At 59.8% G+C, this 17,664-nt stretch carries 20 protein-coding genes; 8 read left to right on the top strand and 12 right to left on the bottom strand.

The window, feature by feature from the left end; genetic code table 11:
• Positions 1-24: 24 nt before the first annotated feature.
• Positions 25-1,926, bottom strand: a complete 1,902-nt coding sequence (locus tag HX815_RS23255; RefSeq protein WP_003208622.1) for a potassium transporter Kup — start codon at positions 1,924-1,926, stop codon at positions 25-27.
• A 301-nt stretch (positions 1,927-2,227) separates the two neighbouring features.
• On the opposite strand from HX815_RS23255, the gene rimO reads away from it, so the two are divergent.
• The 5 genes from rimO to tsaA all read left to right on the top strand — a co-directional run bounded on the left by rimO (position 2,228) and on the right by tsaA (position 6,166).
• The gene (rimO, locus tag HX815_RS23250; protein ID WP_003208624.1) at positions 2,228-3,568 is read left to right on the top strand and encodes a 30S ribosomal protein S12 methylthiotransferase RimO; all 1,341 of its coding nucleotides are present in this window, start codon (positions 2,228-2,230) and stop codon (positions 3,566-3,568) included.
• 103 nt (positions 3,569-3,671) lie between these two features.
• Positions 3,672-4,145: a GNAT family N-acetyltransferase gene (locus HX815_RS23245; RefSeq protein WP_003208626.1), complete on the top strand. Its 474-nt coding sequence runs from the start codon at positions 3,672-3,674 to the stop codon at positions 4,143-4,145.
• 71 nt (positions 4,146-4,216) lie between these two features.
• Positions 4,217-4,927: an rRNA pseudouridine synthase gene (locus tag HX815_RS23240; protein WP_177028954.1), complete on the top strand. Its 711-nt coding sequence runs from the start codon at positions 4,217-4,219 to the stop codon at positions 4,925-4,927.
• Between the two features lie 77 nt (positions 4,928-5,004).
• The gene (locus tag HX815_RS23235; protein ID WP_003208629.1) at positions 5,005-5,466 is read left to right on the top strand and encodes a DUF1456 family protein; all 462 of its coding nucleotides are present in this window, start codon (positions 5,005-5,007) and stop codon (positions 5,464-5,466) included.
• A gap of 4 nt (positions 5,467-5,470) precedes the next feature.
• Positions 5,471-6,166, top strand: coding sequence for a tRNA (N6-threonylcarbamoyladenosine(37)-N6)-methyltransferase TrmO (gene tsaA, locus HX815_RS23230; RefSeq protein WP_102604876.1), 696 nt, complete (start codon positions 5,471-5,473; stop codon positions 6,164-6,166).
• 118 nt (positions 6,167-6,284) lie between these two features.
• Here tsaA and fpr read toward each other — a convergent pair whose 3' ends face one another.
• Positions 6,285-7,064, bottom strand: a complete 780-nt coding sequence (gene fpr / locus HX815_RS23225) for a ferredoxin-NADP reductase (protein ID WP_003189055.1) — start codon at positions 7,062-7,064, stop codon at positions 6,285-6,287.
• A 124-nt stretch (positions 7,065-7,188) separates the two neighbouring features.
• On the opposite strand from fpr, the gene HX815_RS23220 reads away from it, so the two are divergent.
• Positions 7,189-8,115: a LysR family transcriptional regulator gene (locus HX815_RS23220; protein WP_003208633.1), complete on the top strand. Its 927-nt coding sequence runs from the start codon at positions 7,189-7,191 to the stop codon at positions 8,113-8,115.
• Here the strand turns inward: HX815_RS23220 and HX815_RS23215 are convergent.
• The 3 genes from HX815_RS23215 to HX815_RS23205 all read right to left on the bottom strand — a co-directional run bounded on the left by HX815_RS23215 (position 8,112) and on the right by HX815_RS23205 (position 10,165).
• Positions 8,112-8,474 (bottom strand): diacylglycerol kinase, encoded by a 363-nt coding sequence (locus HX815_RS23215; protein ID WP_003208635.1) that lies wholly within the window; start codon positions 8,472-8,474, stop codon positions 8,112-8,114. The genes HX815_RS23220 and HX815_RS23215 overlap by 4 nt on opposite strands.
• A 75-nt stretch (positions 8,475-8,549) precedes the next feature.
• Entirely contained in the window at positions 8,550-9,200 is a 651-nt protein-coding gene (erdR, locus tag HX815_RS23210) for a response regulator transcription factor ErdR (RefSeq protein WP_003208636.1), read from the bottom strand.
• 254 nt (positions 9,201-9,454) lie between these two features.
• Complete coding sequence (locus HX815_RS23205; RefSeq protein ID WP_003208638.1) at positions 9,455-10,165, bottom strand: tRNA-uridine aminocarboxypropyltransferase; 711 nt, start codon at positions 10,163-10,165, stop codon at positions 9,455-9,457.
• Between the two features lie 205 nt (positions 10,166-10,370).
• Between HX815_RS23205 and HX815_RS23200 the strand changes: the two genes are divergently transcribed.
• Both HX815_RS23200 and HX815_RS23195 read left to right on the top strand, forming a co-directional pair.
• The gene (locus tag HX815_RS23200; RefSeq protein ID WP_003208640.1) at positions 10,371-10,811 is read left to right on the top strand and encodes a PA3611 family quorum-sensing-regulated virulence factor; all 441 of its coding nucleotides are present in this window, start codon (positions 10,371-10,373) and stop codon (positions 10,809-10,811) included.
• 375 nt (positions 10,812-11,186) lie between these two features.
• The gene (locus tag HX815_RS23195) at positions 11,187-12,296 is read left to right on the top strand and encodes a TIGR00730 family Rossman fold protein (protein ID WP_087695311.1); all 1,110 of its coding nucleotides are present in this window, start codon (positions 11,187-11,189) and stop codon (positions 12,294-12,296) included.
• Positions 12,297-12,464: 168 nt separating this feature from the next.
• Here HX815_RS23195 and recX read toward each other — a convergent pair whose 3' ends face one another.
• From recX to HX815_RS23160, 7 genes are all read right to left on the bottom strand, one after another.
• Positions 12,465-12,932, bottom strand: a complete 468-nt coding sequence (gene recX / locus HX815_RS23190; protein WP_003208644.1) for a recombination regulator RecX — start codon at positions 12,930-12,932, stop codon at positions 12,465-12,467.
• Positions 12,933-12,940: 8 nt separating this feature from the next.
• Entirely contained in the window at positions 12,941-13,999 is a 1,059-nt protein-coding gene (gene recA / locus HX815_RS23185; protein WP_003208645.1) for a recombinase RecA, read from the bottom strand.
• 83 nt (positions 14,000-14,082) lie between these two features.
• A complete protein-coding gene (locus HX815_RS23180; protein WP_102370300.1) occupies positions 14,083-14,583 on the bottom strand; it encodes a CinA family protein in 501 nt (166 codons plus the stop codon).
• A 71-nt stretch (positions 14,584-14,654) separates the two neighbouring features.
• Positions 14,655-15,146, bottom strand: a complete 492-nt coding sequence (locus HX815_RS23175) for a lysis system i-spanin subunit Rz (protein WP_177028953.1) — start codon at positions 15,144-15,146, stop codon at positions 14,655-14,657.
• Positions 15,134-15,691, bottom strand: coding sequence for a glycoside hydrolase family 19 protein (locus HX815_RS23170; RefSeq protein WP_177028952.1), 558 nt, complete (start codon positions 15,689-15,691; stop codon positions 15,134-15,136). The genes HX815_RS23175 and HX815_RS23170 overlap by 13 nt, the downstream gene beginning before the upstream one ends.
• A 30-nt stretch (positions 15,692-15,721) precedes the next feature.
• Positions 15,722-16,321, bottom strand: coding sequence for a phage tail assembly chaperone (locus HX815_RS23165; RefSeq protein ID WP_177019272.1), 600 nt, complete (start codon positions 16,319-16,321; stop codon positions 15,722-15,724).
• 8 nt (positions 16,322-16,329) lie between these two features.
• On the bottom strand, positions 16,330-17,655 hold the full coding sequence (locus HX815_RS23160) for a tail fiber protein (protein ID WP_087695307.1): 1,326 nt from the start codon (positions 17,653-17,655) through the stop codon (positions 16,330-16,332).
• Positions 17,656-17,664 lie beyond the last annotated feature (9 nt).

The following is a 17,664-nucleotide window of genomic DNA, read 5'->3' as shown; positions in this document are numbered from 1 at the left end:
GGCACCGGGGGCTTTTTGTTGGGCTTACATTTCTACTTGAGTGCCGAGTTCGATCACCCGGTTAACCGGCAACTTGAAGAAGCGCAGGTTGCCGTTGGCGTTCTTCAGCATGAACGCGAACAACCCTTCGCGCCAACGCGCCATGCCCTTGATGCGGGACGCGATCACGGTTTCGCGGCTGAGGAAGTAGGTGGTGCGCATCGGGCTGAAGTCCAGGTCATCCAGATGGCACAGCTTCAGCGCTTCGGGCACGTCCGGTTCATCGACGAAACCAAAGTGCAGGATCACCCGGAAGAAGCCCTCGCCATAGGAATCGACCTCGAAACGACGCTGGGCCGGTACACGCGGGATGTCTTCGTAGACCACCGTCAACAGCACCACCTGCTCATGCAGCACCTGGTTATGCAGCAAGTTATGCAGCAAGGCGTGGGGCACGGCATCCGGGCGTGCGGTCAGGAACACCGCCGTGCCTTGCACGCGATGCGGCGGCTGCACACGGATACTGCTGATAAAGATCGGCAGCGGCAGCCCACCTTCGTCCAGCCGGTCCACCAGCAGCTCCTTGCCGCGCTTCCAGGTGGTCATGAGGATAAACAACACAATCCCCGCCAATACCGGAAACGCACCACCCTGCACGATCTTGGGCACGTTGGCGGCAAAGAACAGCCCATCCACCAACAGGAAACCGATCAACACCGGGATAGCCAGTACCGGCGGCCATTTCCACAGCAACAGCATCACCGCCGACACCAGAATGCTGGTGATCAACATGGTGCCCGTCACCGCCACACCGTAGGCCGAAGCCAGGGCGTTGGAGGATTCGAAGCCCAGCACCAGCAGGATCACGCCCACCATCAGTGACCAGTTCACCGCGCCGATGTAGATCTGGCCTTGCTCGGCGCTGGAAGTGTGCTGGATATGCATGCGCGGGATGTAACCGAGCTGGATCGCCTGACGGGTCAGGGAGAACGCCCCGGAGATCACCGCCTGGGAAGCAATCACGGTGGCTAAAGTGGACAACGCCACCAGCGGGACCAGAGCCCACTCCGGTGCCAGCAGGTAGAACGGGTTGCGGGCTGCCTCTGGATTTTCCAGCAGCAGCGCGCCCTGGCCAAAGTAGTTGAGCACCAACGCCGGCAGCACCAGGGCGAACCAGGCACGGGCAATCGGCTTGCGTCCGAAGTGGCCCATGTCGGCGTACAGCGCTTCGGCGCCGGTCAATGCCAGTACCACCGCACCGAGAATCGCCACGCCCATGCCAGGGTGAACGATGAAGAAGCGCACGCCCCACACAGGGTTGAGGGCGTTGAGCACCTCAGGGTGCTGGATGATTCCATGGATGCCCAGGCCGGCCAACACCAGGAACCACAGCACCATCACCGGGCCGAACAGCTTGCCGATGCGGTCCGTGCCATGTTTCTGGATCAGGAACAGCCCCACCAGCACCACCAGCGAAAGCGGCACCACCCAGCGCTCAAGGCCATCAAACGCCAGTTCCAGGCCTTCGACCGCCGACAATACCGAGATCGCCGGGGTGATCATGCTGTCGCCGTAAAACAGCGCCGCACCGATCAGGCCGAGAATCACCAGCACCGAACGCAACTTGGGGTAAGGTGCCGCCGCCCGCCGGGCCAAAGCCGTCAGGGCCATGATGCCGCCCTCGCCCTGGTTATCCGCGCGCAGGATAAACAGCACGTACTTGATCGAAACGACCCAGACCAGCGACCAGAAAATCAGCGCCAGGATCCCGAAGACCCCGTCGTGATTGACCTGAACCCCATAACCGCCAGCAAACACCTCTTTAAGGGTGTAGAGCGGGCTGGTGCCGATATCGCCGTAAACCACCCCCACTGCCGCCACCAGCATGCCGATCGGCTTTGCGTTGGACTGCTCGGCACCTGCTGCCTGACTACTTGCCTGACCCATCAACCACTCCTGCCCTTTGACCTGCGGTCTTTTATAAACAGCGCGCCTGCTGCGGGCGCCTATGCTGTCCACAGCATGCGCTGTTTTACTTCTCGTTACAGACGATTTATTGACCGAGGAAATTCACTCAGGTGCAACGGCGCGAAGCATAGCGCAGCACTCGTCGTATTTCCCTGCATAAAGCTGGTCAAGAGCGATTCCCGTCGCTAGAATTGCGCACTTTTTGATCAGAGGCACACCAAGTGCCCATCCGCCACCTTTCGTGCACGACGGGCGGCGTCATTCAATACCGAGGTTAGACATGTCCACCACCATCGCAAAAGCCAACCCCAAGGTCGGCTTTGTATCCCTGGGTTGCCCAAAGGCTCTGGTCGACTCCGAACGCATCCTTACGCAACTGCGCATGGAAGGCTATGACGTCGTGTCCACCTACCAGGACGCGGACGTGGTGGTGGTCAACACCTGCGGCTTCATCGACTCAGCCAAGGCCGAGTCCCTGGAAGTGATCGGCGAAGCCATCAAGGAAAACGGCAAGGTGATCGTCACCGGCTGCATGGGTGTGGAAGAAGGCGCCATCCGCAACGTGCACCCGAGCGTGCTGGCCGTGACCGGCCCGCAGCAGTACGAGCAAGTGGTCAACGCCGTGCACGACGTAGTGCCGCCGCGCCAGGACCACAACCCGTTGATCGACCTGGTGCCGCCGCAAGGCATCAAGCTGACGCCGCGCCACTACGCCTACCTGAAGATTTCCGAAGGCTGCAACCACAGCTGCAGCTTCTGCATCATCCCGTCGATGCGCGGCAAACTGGTGAGCCGCCCGGTAGGCGACGTGCTGGACGAGGCCCAGCGCCTGGTCAAATCCGGCGTGAAAGAGCTGCTGGTGATCTCCCAGGACACCAGCGCCTACGGCGTCGACGTCAAATACCGCACTGGCTTCTGGAACGGCGCGCCGGTGAAAACCCGCATGACCGAACTCTGCGAAGCCCTGAGCAGCCTCGGCGTATGGGTGCGCCTGCACTACGTTTACCCGTACCCGCACGTTGACGAGTTGATCCCGCTGATGGCCGCCGGCAAGATCCTGCCGTACCTGGACATCCCATTCCAGCACGCCAGCCCGAAAATCCTCAAGGCCATGAAACGCCCGGCCTTCGAAGACAAGACCCTGGCGCGCATCAAGAACTGGCGCGAGATCTGCCCGGACCTGATCATCCGCTCCACCTTCATCGTCGGCTTCCCCGGCGAAACCGAAGAAGACTTCCAGTACCTGCTGGACTGGCTGACCGAGGCCCAGCTGGACCGCGTCGGCTGCTTCCAGTACTCGCCGGTGGAAGGTGCTCCGGCCAACCTGCTGGACGCTGCCATCGTGCCGGACGACGTCAAGCAGGACCGTTGGGAGCGCTTCATGGCGCACCAGCAGGCCATCAGCTCGGCGCGCCTGCAACTGCGCATCGGCCGTGAGATCGAAGTACTGATCGACGAAGTCGACGAGCAAGGCGCTGTAGGCCGCTGCTTCTTCGATGCACCGGAAATCGACGGTAACGTGTTCATCGACGATGCCAGCGGCCTGAAGCCGGGCGACAAGGTCTGGTGCACCGTGACCGACGCCGACGAGTACGACCTGTGGGCTGAAAAACGCGCATAAGGTGTAAAGAATTGAAAAAGCCCTGCCTCTGGACAAGATGCGGGGCTTTTTTAGGTCTATCGTTTTGCCCATCGGCGCCAATCATCGGCAAGGGGCAGCGGGCATGCGTCAGCATTCGGTTATCCATACACCCAAATCCAGCGACTATCAGGAACTGACCCGCATCTGGGAGGCTTCGGTGCGGGCCACCCATGACTTCCTGCCGGACAGTTACATCGAGTTGCTGAAAAACCTGGTGCTGACCCGCTACCTCGACGCGGTGATGCTGATCTGCACCAAGGACTCGCGCCAGCGCATCACCGGGTTTGCCGGGGTGGCCGCGGGCAAGGTCGAGATGCTGTTTATCGACCCCGAGCACCGTGGCCAGGGCCTGGGCCGGCAATTGCTGCGCTATGCCATCGAGTCGATGAATGCCGATCAACTGGACGTCAACGAACAGAACCCGCAGGCCCTGGGCTTTTACTTCAAGCAAGGCTTTGAGGTGATCGGACGCACGGACCATGACGGCATGGGCCAGCCTTATCCGTTGCTGCACATGCGTTTGCGCCAGGCCCAGCCACAGGCGCGTCGCGGCTAAATGAAATGGAGCCGGGATTAACCGGCGCCACACAGGTACAATAGCCGCCCCCTTTTGTTTCGGCCCTTGTCATGACTGAACCCCTACGCCTCTCCAAACGCCTCATCGAACTGGTCGGTTGCTCCCGTCGGGAGGCTGAGCTGTTCATCGAAGGCGGCTGGGTCACGGTGGACGGCGAAGTGATCGACGAGCCGCAGTTCAAGGTCACCACCCAGAAGGTCGAGCTTGACCCTGAGGCCAAGGCCACAGCGCCGGAGCCGGTGACCATCCTGTTCCACGCCCCCGCCGGCGTGGATGCCGAGACAGCCATGGCGTCGATCAACGCCGAGACCCTGTCGGAAGAACACCGCTTCAGCAAGCGCCCGCTCAAGGGCCACTTCCTGCGCCTGACCGCCAGCAGTGACCTGCAAGCCAAGGCCAGCGGCCTGCTGGTGTTCACCCAGGACTGGAAGATTTTGCGCAAGCTGACCGCTGACGCGAACAAGATCGAACAGGAATACGTGGTGGAGGTGTCCGGCGACATGGCCGCCCACGGCCTGAACCGCCTCAACCATGGCCTGACCTACAAAGGTAAGGAATTGCCGGCGGTGAAAGCCAGCTGGCAGAACGAGAACCGCCTGCGCTTTGCGCTGAAAAACCCGCAACCGGGTGTGATTTCCTTGTTCTGCGAAGCCGTCGGCCTGAAAGTCGTCGCCATTCGACGCATCCGCATTGGCGGAGTCTCCATCGGCAAAGTGCCGGTAGGCCAATGGCGCTATCTGTCCGGCAAAGAAAAGTTCTAAGACTTTTTTCGCCGCCGAATCTCTCGATACCGCCTGCCTGGGCGGTGTCCACAGTTGAATGACCAGGATTGCCCACCATGATTCACAACGACGTACTGCGCAGCGTGCGCTACATGCTCGACATCAGCGACAACAAGATGGTCGAGATCATCAAGCTCGGCGGCATGGAAGTCACCAAGGACGACCTGCTGACCTACCTCAAGAAAGACGAGGAAGAAGGCTTCGTGTTCTGCCCGGACGAAGTCATGGCGCATTTCCTCGATGGCCTGGTGATCTTCAAGCGCGGCAAGGACGAGAGCCGTCCACCGCAGCCGATCGAACTGCCGGTGACCAACAACATCGTCCTGAAGAAACTGCGCGTGGCCTTCGAACTGAAGGAAGACGACATGCACGCAATCCTCAAGGCCTCCGAGTTCCCGGTGTCCAAGCCTGAGCTGAGCGCACTGTTCCGCAAGTTCGGCCACACCAACTACCGCACCTGTGGTGACCAGCTGTTGCGCAACTTCCTCAAGGGCCTGACCCTGCGCGTTCGCGCCTAAGCCCGTGAACTACAGCGTCTCGCCCATCGGTTTTGTCCGCTCCTGCTTCAAGGAGAAGTTCGCCATCCCGCGCCAGCCACAACTGGCGCCTGCCGCCCGGGGCGTGCTGGAGTTGGTGGCGCCATTCGACCAGGGTGAGGCGGTGCAGGGTTTGGAACAGGTCAGCCATGTGTGGCTGCTGTTCCTGTTCCACCAGGCGCTGGAAGACAAGCCCCGCCTGAAAGTGCGCCCGCCTCGCCTGGGTGGCAACACGTCCATGGGCGTGTTCGCCACCCGCGCGACGCACCGGCCCAACGGCATCGGCCAGTCAGTGGTCAAGCTGGACAAGGTGGAAGATGGACGCCTGTGGATATCCGGGATCGACCTGCTGGATGGCACACCGATTCTCGACATCAAGCCGTACGTGCCGTACGCAGACATAGTTGACACTGCGACCAACAACATCGCCAGCGCTGCGCCACAGCTGATTCCCGTGCAGTGGCTGAAGACTGCGCTGCAACAGGCAGAAGGCCACGCTCAGCGCCTTGGCGAGCCATTGGTGGCGTTGATCGAGCAGTGCCTGGCGCAGGATCCACGGCCGGCGTACCAGACGCCGGGGCCGGAGCGGGAATACGGGGCGCAGTTCTGGGATGTTGATGTGCGCTGGCACTATCCCGAAGCCGGGATGATTTGTGTGCTGGAAGTCGTGTCGGCCGGGTAAACCGGAAACAAATGTGGGAGCGGGCTTGCTCGCGAAAGCGGTGGATCAGTCAATACATCTGGTGACTGTTACACCGCTTTCGCGAGCAAGCCCGCTCCCACATTTTTTTGCGTCGCGCTTATTTCTCGACGAACGCACGCTCGATCAGGTAGTCGCCCGGCTCACGCATACGCGGGGAAACCTTCAAACCGAAGCTGTTGAGCACTTCGCTGGTTTCATCCAGCATGCTTGGGCTGCCGCACAGCATGGCGCGGTCGTCTTCAGGATTGATCGGCGGCAGGCCGATGTCACTGAACAGCTTGCCGCTGCGCATCAGGTCGGTCAGGCGGCCCTCGTTTTCGAACGGCTCACGGGTCACGGTCGGGTAGTAGATCAACTTGTCACGCAGGGCCTCGCCGAAGAACTCGTTCTGCGGTAGGTGCTCGGTGATGAATTCGCGGTAGGCGACTTCGTTGACGTAACGCACGCCGTGGCACAGGATCACTTTTTCGAAACGCTCGTAGGTTTCCGGGTCCTGGATCACGCTCATGAACGGCGCCAGGCCAGTGCCGGTGCTGAGCAGGTACAGGTGCTTGCCCGGCTTCAAATCGTCAAGCACCAGGGTGCCCGTCGGTTTTTTGCTGATGATGATCTCGTCGCCTTCCTTCAAGTGCTGCAATTGGGAAGTCAGCGGGCCATCAGGCACCTTGATGCTGAAGAACTCCAGATGCTCTTCCCAGTTCGGGCTGGCAATCGAGTAAGCGCGCATGAGCGGGCGGCCGTTGGGCTGTTGCAGGCCGATCATCACGAACTGACCGTTCTCGAAGCGCAGGCCCGGATCGCGGGTGCACTTGAAGCTGAACAGAGTGTCGTTCCAGTGATGAACACTGAGGACACGCTCGTGGTTCATGTTGCTCATGTACGGGGGACTCCTGGAAATGGGTCTGCGCCAAATGATGGATGCGCAATTGCACAGCATTCTAATGGCGGCGACAATATCTGTTAACTGGATTATTAAGATAAGGGTTATCGGTTATATCGATATGCGATTTACTCTACGTCAACTGCAAGTCTTCGTCGCCGTCGCCCAGCAGGAAAGCGTCTCGCGCGCTGCTGGCCTTCTGGCCTTATCTCAATCCGCCGCCAGCACGTCGATTACCGAGCTGGAGCGGCAATCCAGCTGCCAATTGTTCGACCGCGCGGGCAAACGCCTGAGCCTCAACGCCCTCGGTCACCAGCTATTGCCCCAGGCGGTAGCACTGCTGGACCAGGCCAAGGAGATTGAGGACCTGCTCAACGGCAAGTCGGGCTTCGGCTCCCTGGCGGTCGGGGCCACGCTGACCATCGGCAACTACCTGGCCACGCTGCTGATCGGCAGCTTCATGCAGCAGCATCCCGAGAGCCAGGTGAAGCTGCATGTGCAGAACACTGCGCATATCGTGCATCAGGTGGCGCACTACGAAATTGATCTGGGTCTAATCGAAGGCGACTGCAGCCACCCGGACATCGAGGTGCAAACCTGGGTGGAAGATGAACTGGTGGTGTTCTGCGCACCCCAGCATCACTTGGCCAAGCGCGGCCAGGCGACCATGGAAGAGCTGACCCATGAAGCCTGGATCCTGCGGGAACAAGGCTCTGGAACACGCCTGACCTTTGACCAGGCCATGCGGCATCACCGCAGCGCGCTGAATATCCGCCTGGAGCTGGAACACACCGAGGCAATCAAACGCGCGGTGGAATCAGGCTTGGGGATTGGCTGCATTTCCCGGCTGGCGCTGCGCGACGCCTTCCGGCGTGGCAGCCTGGTACCGGTGGAAACCCCGGACCTGGACCTGGCCCGGCAGTTCTATTTCATCTGGCACAAGCAAAAGTACCAGACCTCGGCCATGCGCGAATTCCTCGAGCTGTGCCGGTCGTTCACCGCCGGGGTGCAGCGCAGCGACGAGATTGTACTGCCGACCATTGCCTAGATCAGGATCACGGCCCACACCAGGGTAATCATGGTCAGCGCTACGAACTGCGCGGCGCTGCCCATGTCCTTGGCATTTTTCGACAAGGGGTGCAGGTCCAGGGAAATCCGGTCGATCGCCGCTTCGACGGCGGAGTTGAGCAACTCGACGATCAATGCCAGCAGGCACACGGCGATCAGCAGCGCCCGCTCTACCCGGCTGACGTTAAGGAAGAAACTCAGCGGGATCAGGATGACATTGAGCAACACCAGCTGACGAAACGCCGCCTCGCCGGTGAAAGCCGCACGCAGGCCATCCAGGGAATATCCGCCTGCGTTGAAAATACGTTTGATACCGGTTTGACCCTTGAAAGGCGACATAGAGTAGGCAACTGAGCAAAAAGGTGTGGGGAAACTAGAGCAAGCAAAGTCAAAAAAACGTGAATGAACAGCGTCTTAATGCTGCGAAATTGACTCAAGTTGTTGCAAGAGCAGCGCCGCCTGGGTTCGCGTACGTACGCCGAGCTTGCGGAAGATCGCCGTGACGTGAGCCTTGATGGTCGCTTCCGACACGCTCAGCTCGTAGGCAATCTGTTTGTTCAATAGACCTTCGCAGACCATGGTCAATACGCGGAACTGCTGGGGCGTGAGGCTGGCCAGGCCATCACGTGCGGCCTTGGCTTCGTCGGAGACGTTGATCTCTTCAAAGGCCTGCGGCGGCCAGGAGACATCGCCATCCAGCACCGTGCGCACGGCTTTCTGGATGTCTTCCATGGAGCTGGACTTGGGAATGAAACCACTGGCACCGAACTCCTTGGAGCGCACCACCACCGACGCCTCTTCCTGGGCCGATACCATCACCACCGGTATCTGCGGGTATTGCCCACGCAGCAGCACCAGCCCGGAAAAACCGTAGGCACCCGGCATGTTCAGGTCCAGCAGGACCAGGTCCCAGTCGGACTTTTCGGTAAGGCGGGTTTCCAGCTCGGCAATGCTGGCGACTTCGACGAGGCGTACATCCGGCCCCAGGCCCAACGTGACCGCCTGGTGCAGCGCACTGCGAAACAGCGGGTGGTCATCGGCAATCAGGATTTCGTATGTGGCCATTTATTAAATGATCCTGTTTTTTAGGGCGGCACTGATGGGTTCAGTGCTCGCCAACGCGCAAGGTGGCTGCCAGGCCAGCAGTCACCAAAGGGCGCGCTCAACGTCAAAAAGCGACGTATCCAATCTGTGACAGCGCCCCAATCGGCGCCAAGCATGCCCAGCGTAGCCTGGGTGGTCAAGCGCTACGCCCGTGGCTATTTTAGCGGGCTGCGCGTTTGCGCGGCCATCATGCAAAGGTCGGCTGGCCATGACACCTATAGATAAGGTGCAAGGCGAGTATGGACGACATCGGCCGGGTCCAGCGCCAGTTGAAACTTGGCGGCCAGGTAGTGAGTGCTGAATACGTCCAGATAGGCATCCAGGACTTCACTGGCTGCGGCATCTTCAGCCAGCTCCAGGCACAGCGCGGCGACTTCGGCGGTGCAGAAGTGGTCATCACGCTTGGAGCGACGCAGCTTGTAGCGCGACAGTTGCTCGGGCGCCAGGCTCAGCACCGGCAAGTGCTCCAGGTACGGGCTCTTGCGGAACATCTTGCGCGCCTCGCTCCAGGTGCCGTCCAGCAAAATGAACAGCGGGCGCTTGCCCTCCTCCAGCCTGACCTGATGGACCACCCGCTCCGGGGCCACGAATTCGCCGGGAAAGACGATGTATGGCTGCCATTGCGGGTCGGCCAGCAGGGTCAGCAACTCCGGCTCAACCTCAGTGCGCGACCAGGGGAACGCAGTCGTGTCGTTGATCACATCGGCAATCAGCCAGCCGGTGTTGCTGGGTTTCATCGGCTCTACGTCGTGCATCAGCAGGCACATGCCGGATCTGGCCTGGACCTTGGGCCGCCAGGCGCACAGGCAGTACTCGGGAATCACCCGGCAGCCGGGGCAGCGTTCGGCCCGCGAGCCTCGCGCTACAAACGGTTTTACGGCACGGGCCAGGCGCTGCGTGCGCAAACGGGAGACGGCATGGCTCATCGGGTGCGCCGCAGGGAAGTGGAAATCGACACGGATAGAACTCGGAAGGCAAAAGTTACCGCAGTTTACCAGAGCCGCCCCCGGCCACCTGCACTTCCCGGCAATAGGCTGGCCCTAGGGGCAAGCGGTCACCTATAATCCCGCGCCACTGAACGCACAGCGCAGTGGCTGGTCTATGCACCAGTAACCGAATCAGGAGAGTTTCATGCTGCGTCTTATGCCACGCCTTGTAGTTCCGTCCGTCGCCCTCGCGCTGGTGTTGCCTCTGGGTGCCCAAGCGGCCTCGTTGCTGGAGGCTCAACTGAACAGGAAGCTGCAAAGCGTCGCAGAGGAAACCAACAAAGAACTGCCACGGGAAATTGACGAAAAGACCCTGGAAGTTGCCTACACCGTTGAAGGCTTGCAGCTGATTGACCATTTGAGCGTACTGCCCGACCGCGCCGAGCAAATGCGCGCCAACCCCAAGGCTGTGTACTTCCAGCTCGGCCAAAGTGTGTGCCTGAACAAGGGTTACCGCGAGCTGATGGCCAAGGGCGCGATCATGCGCTATGAAATCACCGAGAACAAAACCAACCGCCCGGTAGCCTCGGTGAAGTTCCAGGAAGCAGATTGCCCGGCACCGGCTGCCGCGAAGAAGAAAAAGTAAGCGATAACTCCTGTCGCGCGCCGCTGACCAGCGGCGCGCAATATACCCCTCTGCACTATCCGCCATTGCCCGTCCGCGGCAGCGTCTAAACTCCCTCAGAAGTGATCAATAAGCGGTTGCCAGCCAAGACTTTATAGGCTCATGATCAATTCATCCTGAACGCCTGGAACATCGGGTTTTCACACCGTCCTGTAACATTTTCAGGGCAAAAGAGGGTTGCCCTCCTGAGCGTGCAATGCAAAGGTTTTTAATCATAAGGAATATACAGAACCGGTTTCGCCCACCTCGTTAATCAGAGGCAACGACACATGCAGTGTCGTGGTCCCGACGAATCTCTCGCCGGCACCCAGGGTTCTGTGAAGAAGGAGAAGTTGAATGCCTTACGAACCGAATGAACTCCTGATCCGTCAATTTGAAGAAAACGGCACCGACCTCACGCAGCAGGTCGACGCGCAACTCCACTTGATTGCGCCCAACAGCCCAAATATCCCCCTTTATCGCGACATGATCTTCACCGTGTTGCGCATGGCCCAGGACGACCGCAGCCGCTGGAATGCCAAGATAACCTTGCAGGCGATCCGGGAACTGGACCACGCCTTCCGCGTGCTCGAACAGTTCAAGGGGCGGCGCAAAGTCACGGTGTTCGGCTCGGCGCGCACGCCGGTGGAAAGCCCGCTGTACGCATTGGCCCGGGAAGTGGGCGCGGTCCTGGCCCGTTCGGACCTGATGGTGATCACCGGCGGTGGCGGCGGCATCATGGCGGCGGCCCACGAGGGTGCCGGCCTGGAGCACAGCCTGGGGTTCAACATCACCCTGCCCTTTGAACAGCACGCCAACCCGACCATCGATGGCACCGAGAACCTGCTGTCCTTCCACTTCTTCTTTACCCGCAAGCTGTTCTTCGTCAAGGAAGCCGACGCCTTGATCCTGTGCCCGGGCGGTTTCGGTACCCTGGATGAAGCGCTGGAGGTGCTGACCCTGATCCAGACCGGCAAAAGCCCGCTGGTACCGGTGGTGCTGCTGGATGCACCGGGCGGTAGCTTCTGGCAAGGCGCACTGGACTTTATCCGCAGCCAGCTTGAGGCCAATCGCTACATCCTGCCCACCGACCTCAAGCTGGTCCGCCTGGTGTACAGCGCCGAAGAGGCGGTGGACGAAATCAACCAGTTCTACGCCAACTTCCACTCCACCCGCTGGCTGAAGCGCCAGTTTGTGATTCGCATGAATCATCCGTTGAGTGACCGCGCACTGGCCCATCTGCAGGAGGCATTTGCCAGTCTTCGCCTCAGTGACGACTTCCAACAAATCGCGTACACCGGCGAAGAGCATGACGAGCCAAGCTTCAGCCATCTGACGCGGCTGGTGTTCAACTTCAACGGGCGTGATCAGGGACGGTTGCGGGAATTGGTGGATTACATCAACTTGCCGGAAAACTGGGCCCAGGCTCAGGGGAAAACGCAGCAGCGGGTGACGGAGACGGCGTGACGTGACACTGAAACGAAAAAAGGCCCGCTATTTTCATAGCGGGCCTTTTGGGTTGTGTCAGGTAGAACGATGCGCAGGTTAGGGCCGCTGCGCAGCCCAGCGGGAGCAAGCTCCCTCGCCACACCAAGCCCCGCAATGATCAGAGCAACCATTTACCAGGCGCAGCCTTCAGTCATCCATATCCCGACCGCTCAACAGGCGACTGATCATCTCCATCGAAAACCCGCGATAACTCAGGAAGCGACCTTGCTTAGCCCGCTCACGCGCATCAATGGGCAGATGACCGGCAAACTTGCGCCGCCAGGTTTCTTCCAGTTGTGCCTGCCAACTGATGCCGCACTCACGCAACGCGAGTTCGATATCAGCCCGCTGCAGGCCACGCTGGCTCAGCTCTTCACGAATTCGTGCAGGGCCATAGCCGGATCGGGCTCGGTAGGAGACGAAACTTTCGAGGTAACGGGACTCCGACAGCAGCCCTTCTTCCGTCAAACGGTCAAGGGCTGCGTCGATCATCTCGGGATCTGCGCCACGCTGACGCAGCTTACGCGTCAGCTCGACTCGACCATGCTCGCGACGTGCGAGCAGGTCCATTGCAGTGCGCCTTACGGCGACGGGTGTATCCAGGACAACGCTCATCGTTTGCTTCAGATGTCAGTGTCGACTTCTTCTACTTCTTCAACCGGCTCGCGGTTGGCGGCAGCCTTGACGTCAGGTGCCGGGGTCAGCAACTTGTCGCGGATCTGCTTCTCGAGCGTAGCGGCAACATCCGGGTTATCCGCAAGGAACTTGGCCGAGTTGGCCTTGCCCTGGCCGATCTTGCTGCCGTTGTAGGCATACCAGGCACCGGATTTCTCGACGAAACCGTGCAGCACGCCCAGGTCGATCATCTCGCCGTTCAGGTAGATACCCTTGCCGTAGAGAATCTGGAACTCGGCCTGACGGAACGGCGGGGCCACCTTGTTCTTCACGACTTTAACGCGGGTTTCGCTACCGACAACCTCGTCACCTTCCTTCACCGCGCCAGTACGACGGATGTCCAGACGGACCGAAGCGTAGAACTTCAGCGCGTTACCACCGGTGGTGGTTTCCGGGCTGCCGAACATCACGCCGATCTTCATCCGGATCTGGTTGATGAAGATCACCAGGCAGTTGGCGTTCTTGATGTTACCGGTGATTTTACGCAGGGCCTGGGACATCAAGCGGGCTTGAAGGCCCACGTGCATGTCGCCCATTTCGCCTTCGATTTCAGCCTTGGGTACCAGGGCTGCCACGGAGTCGACCACGATCACGTCGATGGCGTTGGAGCGCACCAGCATGTCGGTGATTTCCAGCGCTTGCTCACCGGTGTCCGGTTGCGAAACCAGCAGGTCGTCAACGTTGACGCCCAGCTTGCCGGCGTATTCAGGATCCAGGGCGTGCTCGGCATCGACGAACGCGCAGGTGGCGCCCATTTTTTGTGCCTGGGCAATCACCGACAGGGTCAGGGTGGTTTTACCGGAAGATTCAGGACCGTAGATCTCAACGATACGGCCTTTTGGCAGGCCGCCAATGCCGAGCGCGATGTCCAGACCCAGAGAGCCAGTGGAGATAGCCGGGATCGCCTGACGGTCGTGATCGCCCATACGCATTACGGCACCCTTGCCGAATTGACGTTCGATCTGACCCAGGGCCGCAGCCAAGGCTTTCTTCTTGTTGTCGTCCATTAAAGTCCTCACGTAATCAATAAGGCCTGGCGGCCAACACCTGTATAAGTAGACAGTATTGTTCCACAAAGATCCGTGATCGCCTACCCCTGTTTTTCTATTTCTGCTGCAGCTCGTCGCAACAAGCCCTCTAGCGCGGCCTTTACCGTTTGTCGGCGAACCTCGTCACGGTTCCCAGGGAAGTGTTCAAGCTCGGCGGTAACCTCATCGCCCACGCCCCAGGCCAGCCATACGGTGCCCACCGGCTTGTCCGGCGAACCGCCATCGGGGCCGGCCACACCGCTGACCGCTACGGCAAAACGCGCCAGGCTTTTCTCCTGGGCACCCCGCACCATCGCCTCCACCACTTCGCGACTGACGGCCCCGACCTTGGGGAACAGCGCTTCCGGCACATTCAGCTGCCGGGTCTTCTGGCGATTGGAATACGTGACATAGCCCGCCTCGAACCAGGCCGAACTCCCGGGAATCCGCGTGATCGCCTCGGCGATACCGCCGCCGGTGCACGACTCGGCCGTTGTGACGTGGGCATTGAGCACCTGCAAGCGTCGACCAAGTTCAGCGGCGAGTTGAGTAATTTCCTTCACGGTCATCTCCTGGAGTGGACGGGCGTTTGCCTACCCTACAGGAGCCCATGGGCCATGCAAGTTACAAGAGACTAACGCGCGACGGCCCGGACATACGCCTGGCAGGCGCGCAAGGCGATCATGGCGTTATCACCGTCGTCGGTGATGCCGATAATTCGTTGAGCATGCGCCGGGTCAAGTCGGGCTCGCGGGGCGCCATGAACCAGGCTGCCGGAGGGGGCGGTGGCTGGCATTGCACAGCCGCTGACTGAATCGCTGGCGTCGAGAAGGACTGACAACCGCACATCAGCAGTGGCCAGGCGATCCCGCAGGTGAGCCTGAGCGCGTTGTGCATCGGAAAGCTCCCGGGTGTGTTGTTGGTCGCTGGCGCTGAGTTGTTGCTCCAGTGCCAGCCGTTTGTCCTGTTCGGCCTGTTGTTGCTGGCTGAGTGCTGCGGCATGCAGAGCCTGCAGGTGCTCGAGTTGTGCGCCATATCGCCAAGCCTGTACCTGCCAGGCAACACCCGCCGAAACTGCGAACAACAGGCAAAACCCAAGCAGGCGATACGACGTCAGGAAGCCCATGACACCGCCTTCGCCCGCGCCCACAGTTGCATACGGTTCTCCAGACCGTTGAGGCCACCATTGATGCGCCGGGTGATCGTGGTGAACTGGTCCTGGTCAGCCAGCTCGTTCAAGCCATTGCGCTGCCAGAACCACGCGGCAGATTCGCACGCCCATTGCGGCGTCTCCAGCAACTCCGGTTGGTGCAACAAACGCTCATCGCCGAACAGTGCCTGACTGCACGCCAGGTAGTTGCGCCGGCCGGTGATCTGGATCAGGCCGCGGCCGCGATACTTCTGGCCATCGCCGTCGGCTTCTGGGGAGTTGCCCAGGCGGGCGGCCAAGGTACCGGTGTCGTATTTGCTCAGGTATTGATCGCTGCCCAATTCACGTACGTAGCGCAGTTCGCCGGATTCGTGGCCGATTTGGGCGAGGAAGGCGGCGATGCGTTTGGGTGTGCTGATTTGGCGGTTGGACATGGCTGTGTTCAGCGCAGATACGAAAACGCCCGCTTGGGCGCGGGCGTTGGGCATGATTTGCACAAGATCATTCTGGGTTATCGGCATGAAAAAACCTCCGAACTCACGAGCACCACACTATTGTACAAGGCCAACCATCCAGTCCGGTTTAACCGGCCGAAATTCGGAGGCTGGAAACTTCGAGTTCTGCGGCCAATCACGCAGCAGTTGGAAATAAGCCAGCAGTTGCGCAAATTGTCCTTCTGTCAGCGTGGTATCTCGCTTCAGATCGGACTCATCCCGATGGCGCTCGCGAAGCCACTTGATACTGTCGATTTCCGAATCCCGCCAGAGTCGTTCGGATTCACATTCGTTCGTGTTCCTCAGCTTTTCATCGAGATGCCAGGACGAGCCATCCCAAACGTGATCTGACCCGGGGCGTTTCAGCGAGGTAAGTTCCAACGGCAACTCACCTAACTGCTGCCATTGGATCTCCTCGCCGGTATCCGTTCGATACACAAGGCCGCGCAGGTCCGGAACCAGGTTCCAGATAGCTTGAGCATCTTTAACGTGAACCGCAGCAAAGCCGGGCTCAGTTACAGGCGGGGCTTCACTGAAAGCCATGGAGGGAATAAGCCAGGCCCCCTCGACAAGTGGATCGGGGTCAGCAAAAGCCGTTCCGATGTATTCGCCCGTCACCGGGTGTGCCTGATAAATAACAGGGGCAGAAGTAGTCATGATTGACCTCAGTACTTGATGCACATAAGACGGGAAGTGTTGCGCGGACGCGTTTCGTTGGCGGTGCGTGGAACACCATTGACGCCGTTGGTTACGGGGTCACCGGTGCTGCCAATGTTGAACGATGCGTTGGAACCACCGCCCACGCCGTTCCAGTTGCCTGGGCTCCCGTTCAGGGTGGTGCCAGGACGAGGGCCGTGCCAATGGCCTTGCATCGCATCCAGTTGCAACGACCCCAGCCCGCGTTGCGGGTCCACGCCGCGTCCATCGTCAAAGCCACGGATGAACTCACCACGGCTGTCCGGCAGGTTAAACGTAGTGCTTCCGTCACCAGCGCCAAACGTCGTCCCTATCACGTCAAACAGCTTTGAATAGGCTGTACGAGAAACCGCAGCACCGTTCTCTTTCAAAAACCCAGCCGGTGCCGAGGCACCGCAATACTGAATCGTCGTCCCGACCGGAACCCCCATCGACGCTGGGTCGAGATTTCCAGAGTGCCAGAGCCTTCGTGTTGGGCTCCAGACCTTAGCCTGAGAGCAGCCTCGGATGTAGACATCCGGTTCTGTGTTCCCCTGCTGAAAACCAATCTGCCCCGCGTAATTTCCGTCGCCGTAAGGGATATTCACCAATCCGACGTAGTTGGCGAAACTGGTATTCCCGGCACTGTAATAGTAAAACCCGCCGGGTAGCCCAACGGTATCAATCGCGGCAGCAGGTGCAACATTGCCACCCAGTCCGTATTGACCAATGCTCAGCGCATCTGTCACACCATAGCCCGCAAGGGTCGTAGCCTTATCCGCTTTGGTTGAAGGGTTGAAGTTGATCTCAGACCAAATTTTCTTCGAACTCCAGAGCAACTCACCGTCCGCGTTCATCGCGAGTGCTCGAGCAATTATCTTGCCCCAATGGAACATGATTCGTGGTGCATAGTTGAAATCTCGTGTGGAATCAGAAACTTCTTGCGCTTCACGAATTTCCAGTGCGCCCCCCTGTCCATTGCCGATCTCACCCAATATGCTGGAAGAAAGACTTGGGCGCTGCTGGGACGTACGGCCTACCACCAGAGCATCCGTAATCCCATACCCCGCCAACGTCGTCGGCTTATTCCTCAACTTCAACCAATCACTCAACACACTCAACGCTTGCGCCAGCTGATCGGTCTTCGTCTCATCCGGCGCAATCCCCGCCGCCGCCAGCACATTCAAAATCTCCTGCGTAACCCCATTCCCCCAAGCCGCCGGAATCAAACTCCCCGGCGTCCCGGTCACCGGGTTTTCATCCACAAACTTGCCATTCACCAGCCCAACGCTGGGCACACTCTTTGGATAATCCACGCTTCTATC

The organism is Pseudomonas sp. E6002, assembly GCF_013385565.1.
In the GTDB taxonomy this organism is placed as follows: Bacteria; Pseudomonadota; Gammaproteobacteria; order Pseudomonadales; family Pseudomonadaceae; genus Aquipseudomonas.
The sequence above is the reverse complement of the archived record's forward strand: the minus strand, read 5'-3'. Positions and strand labels throughout refer to the sequence as shown.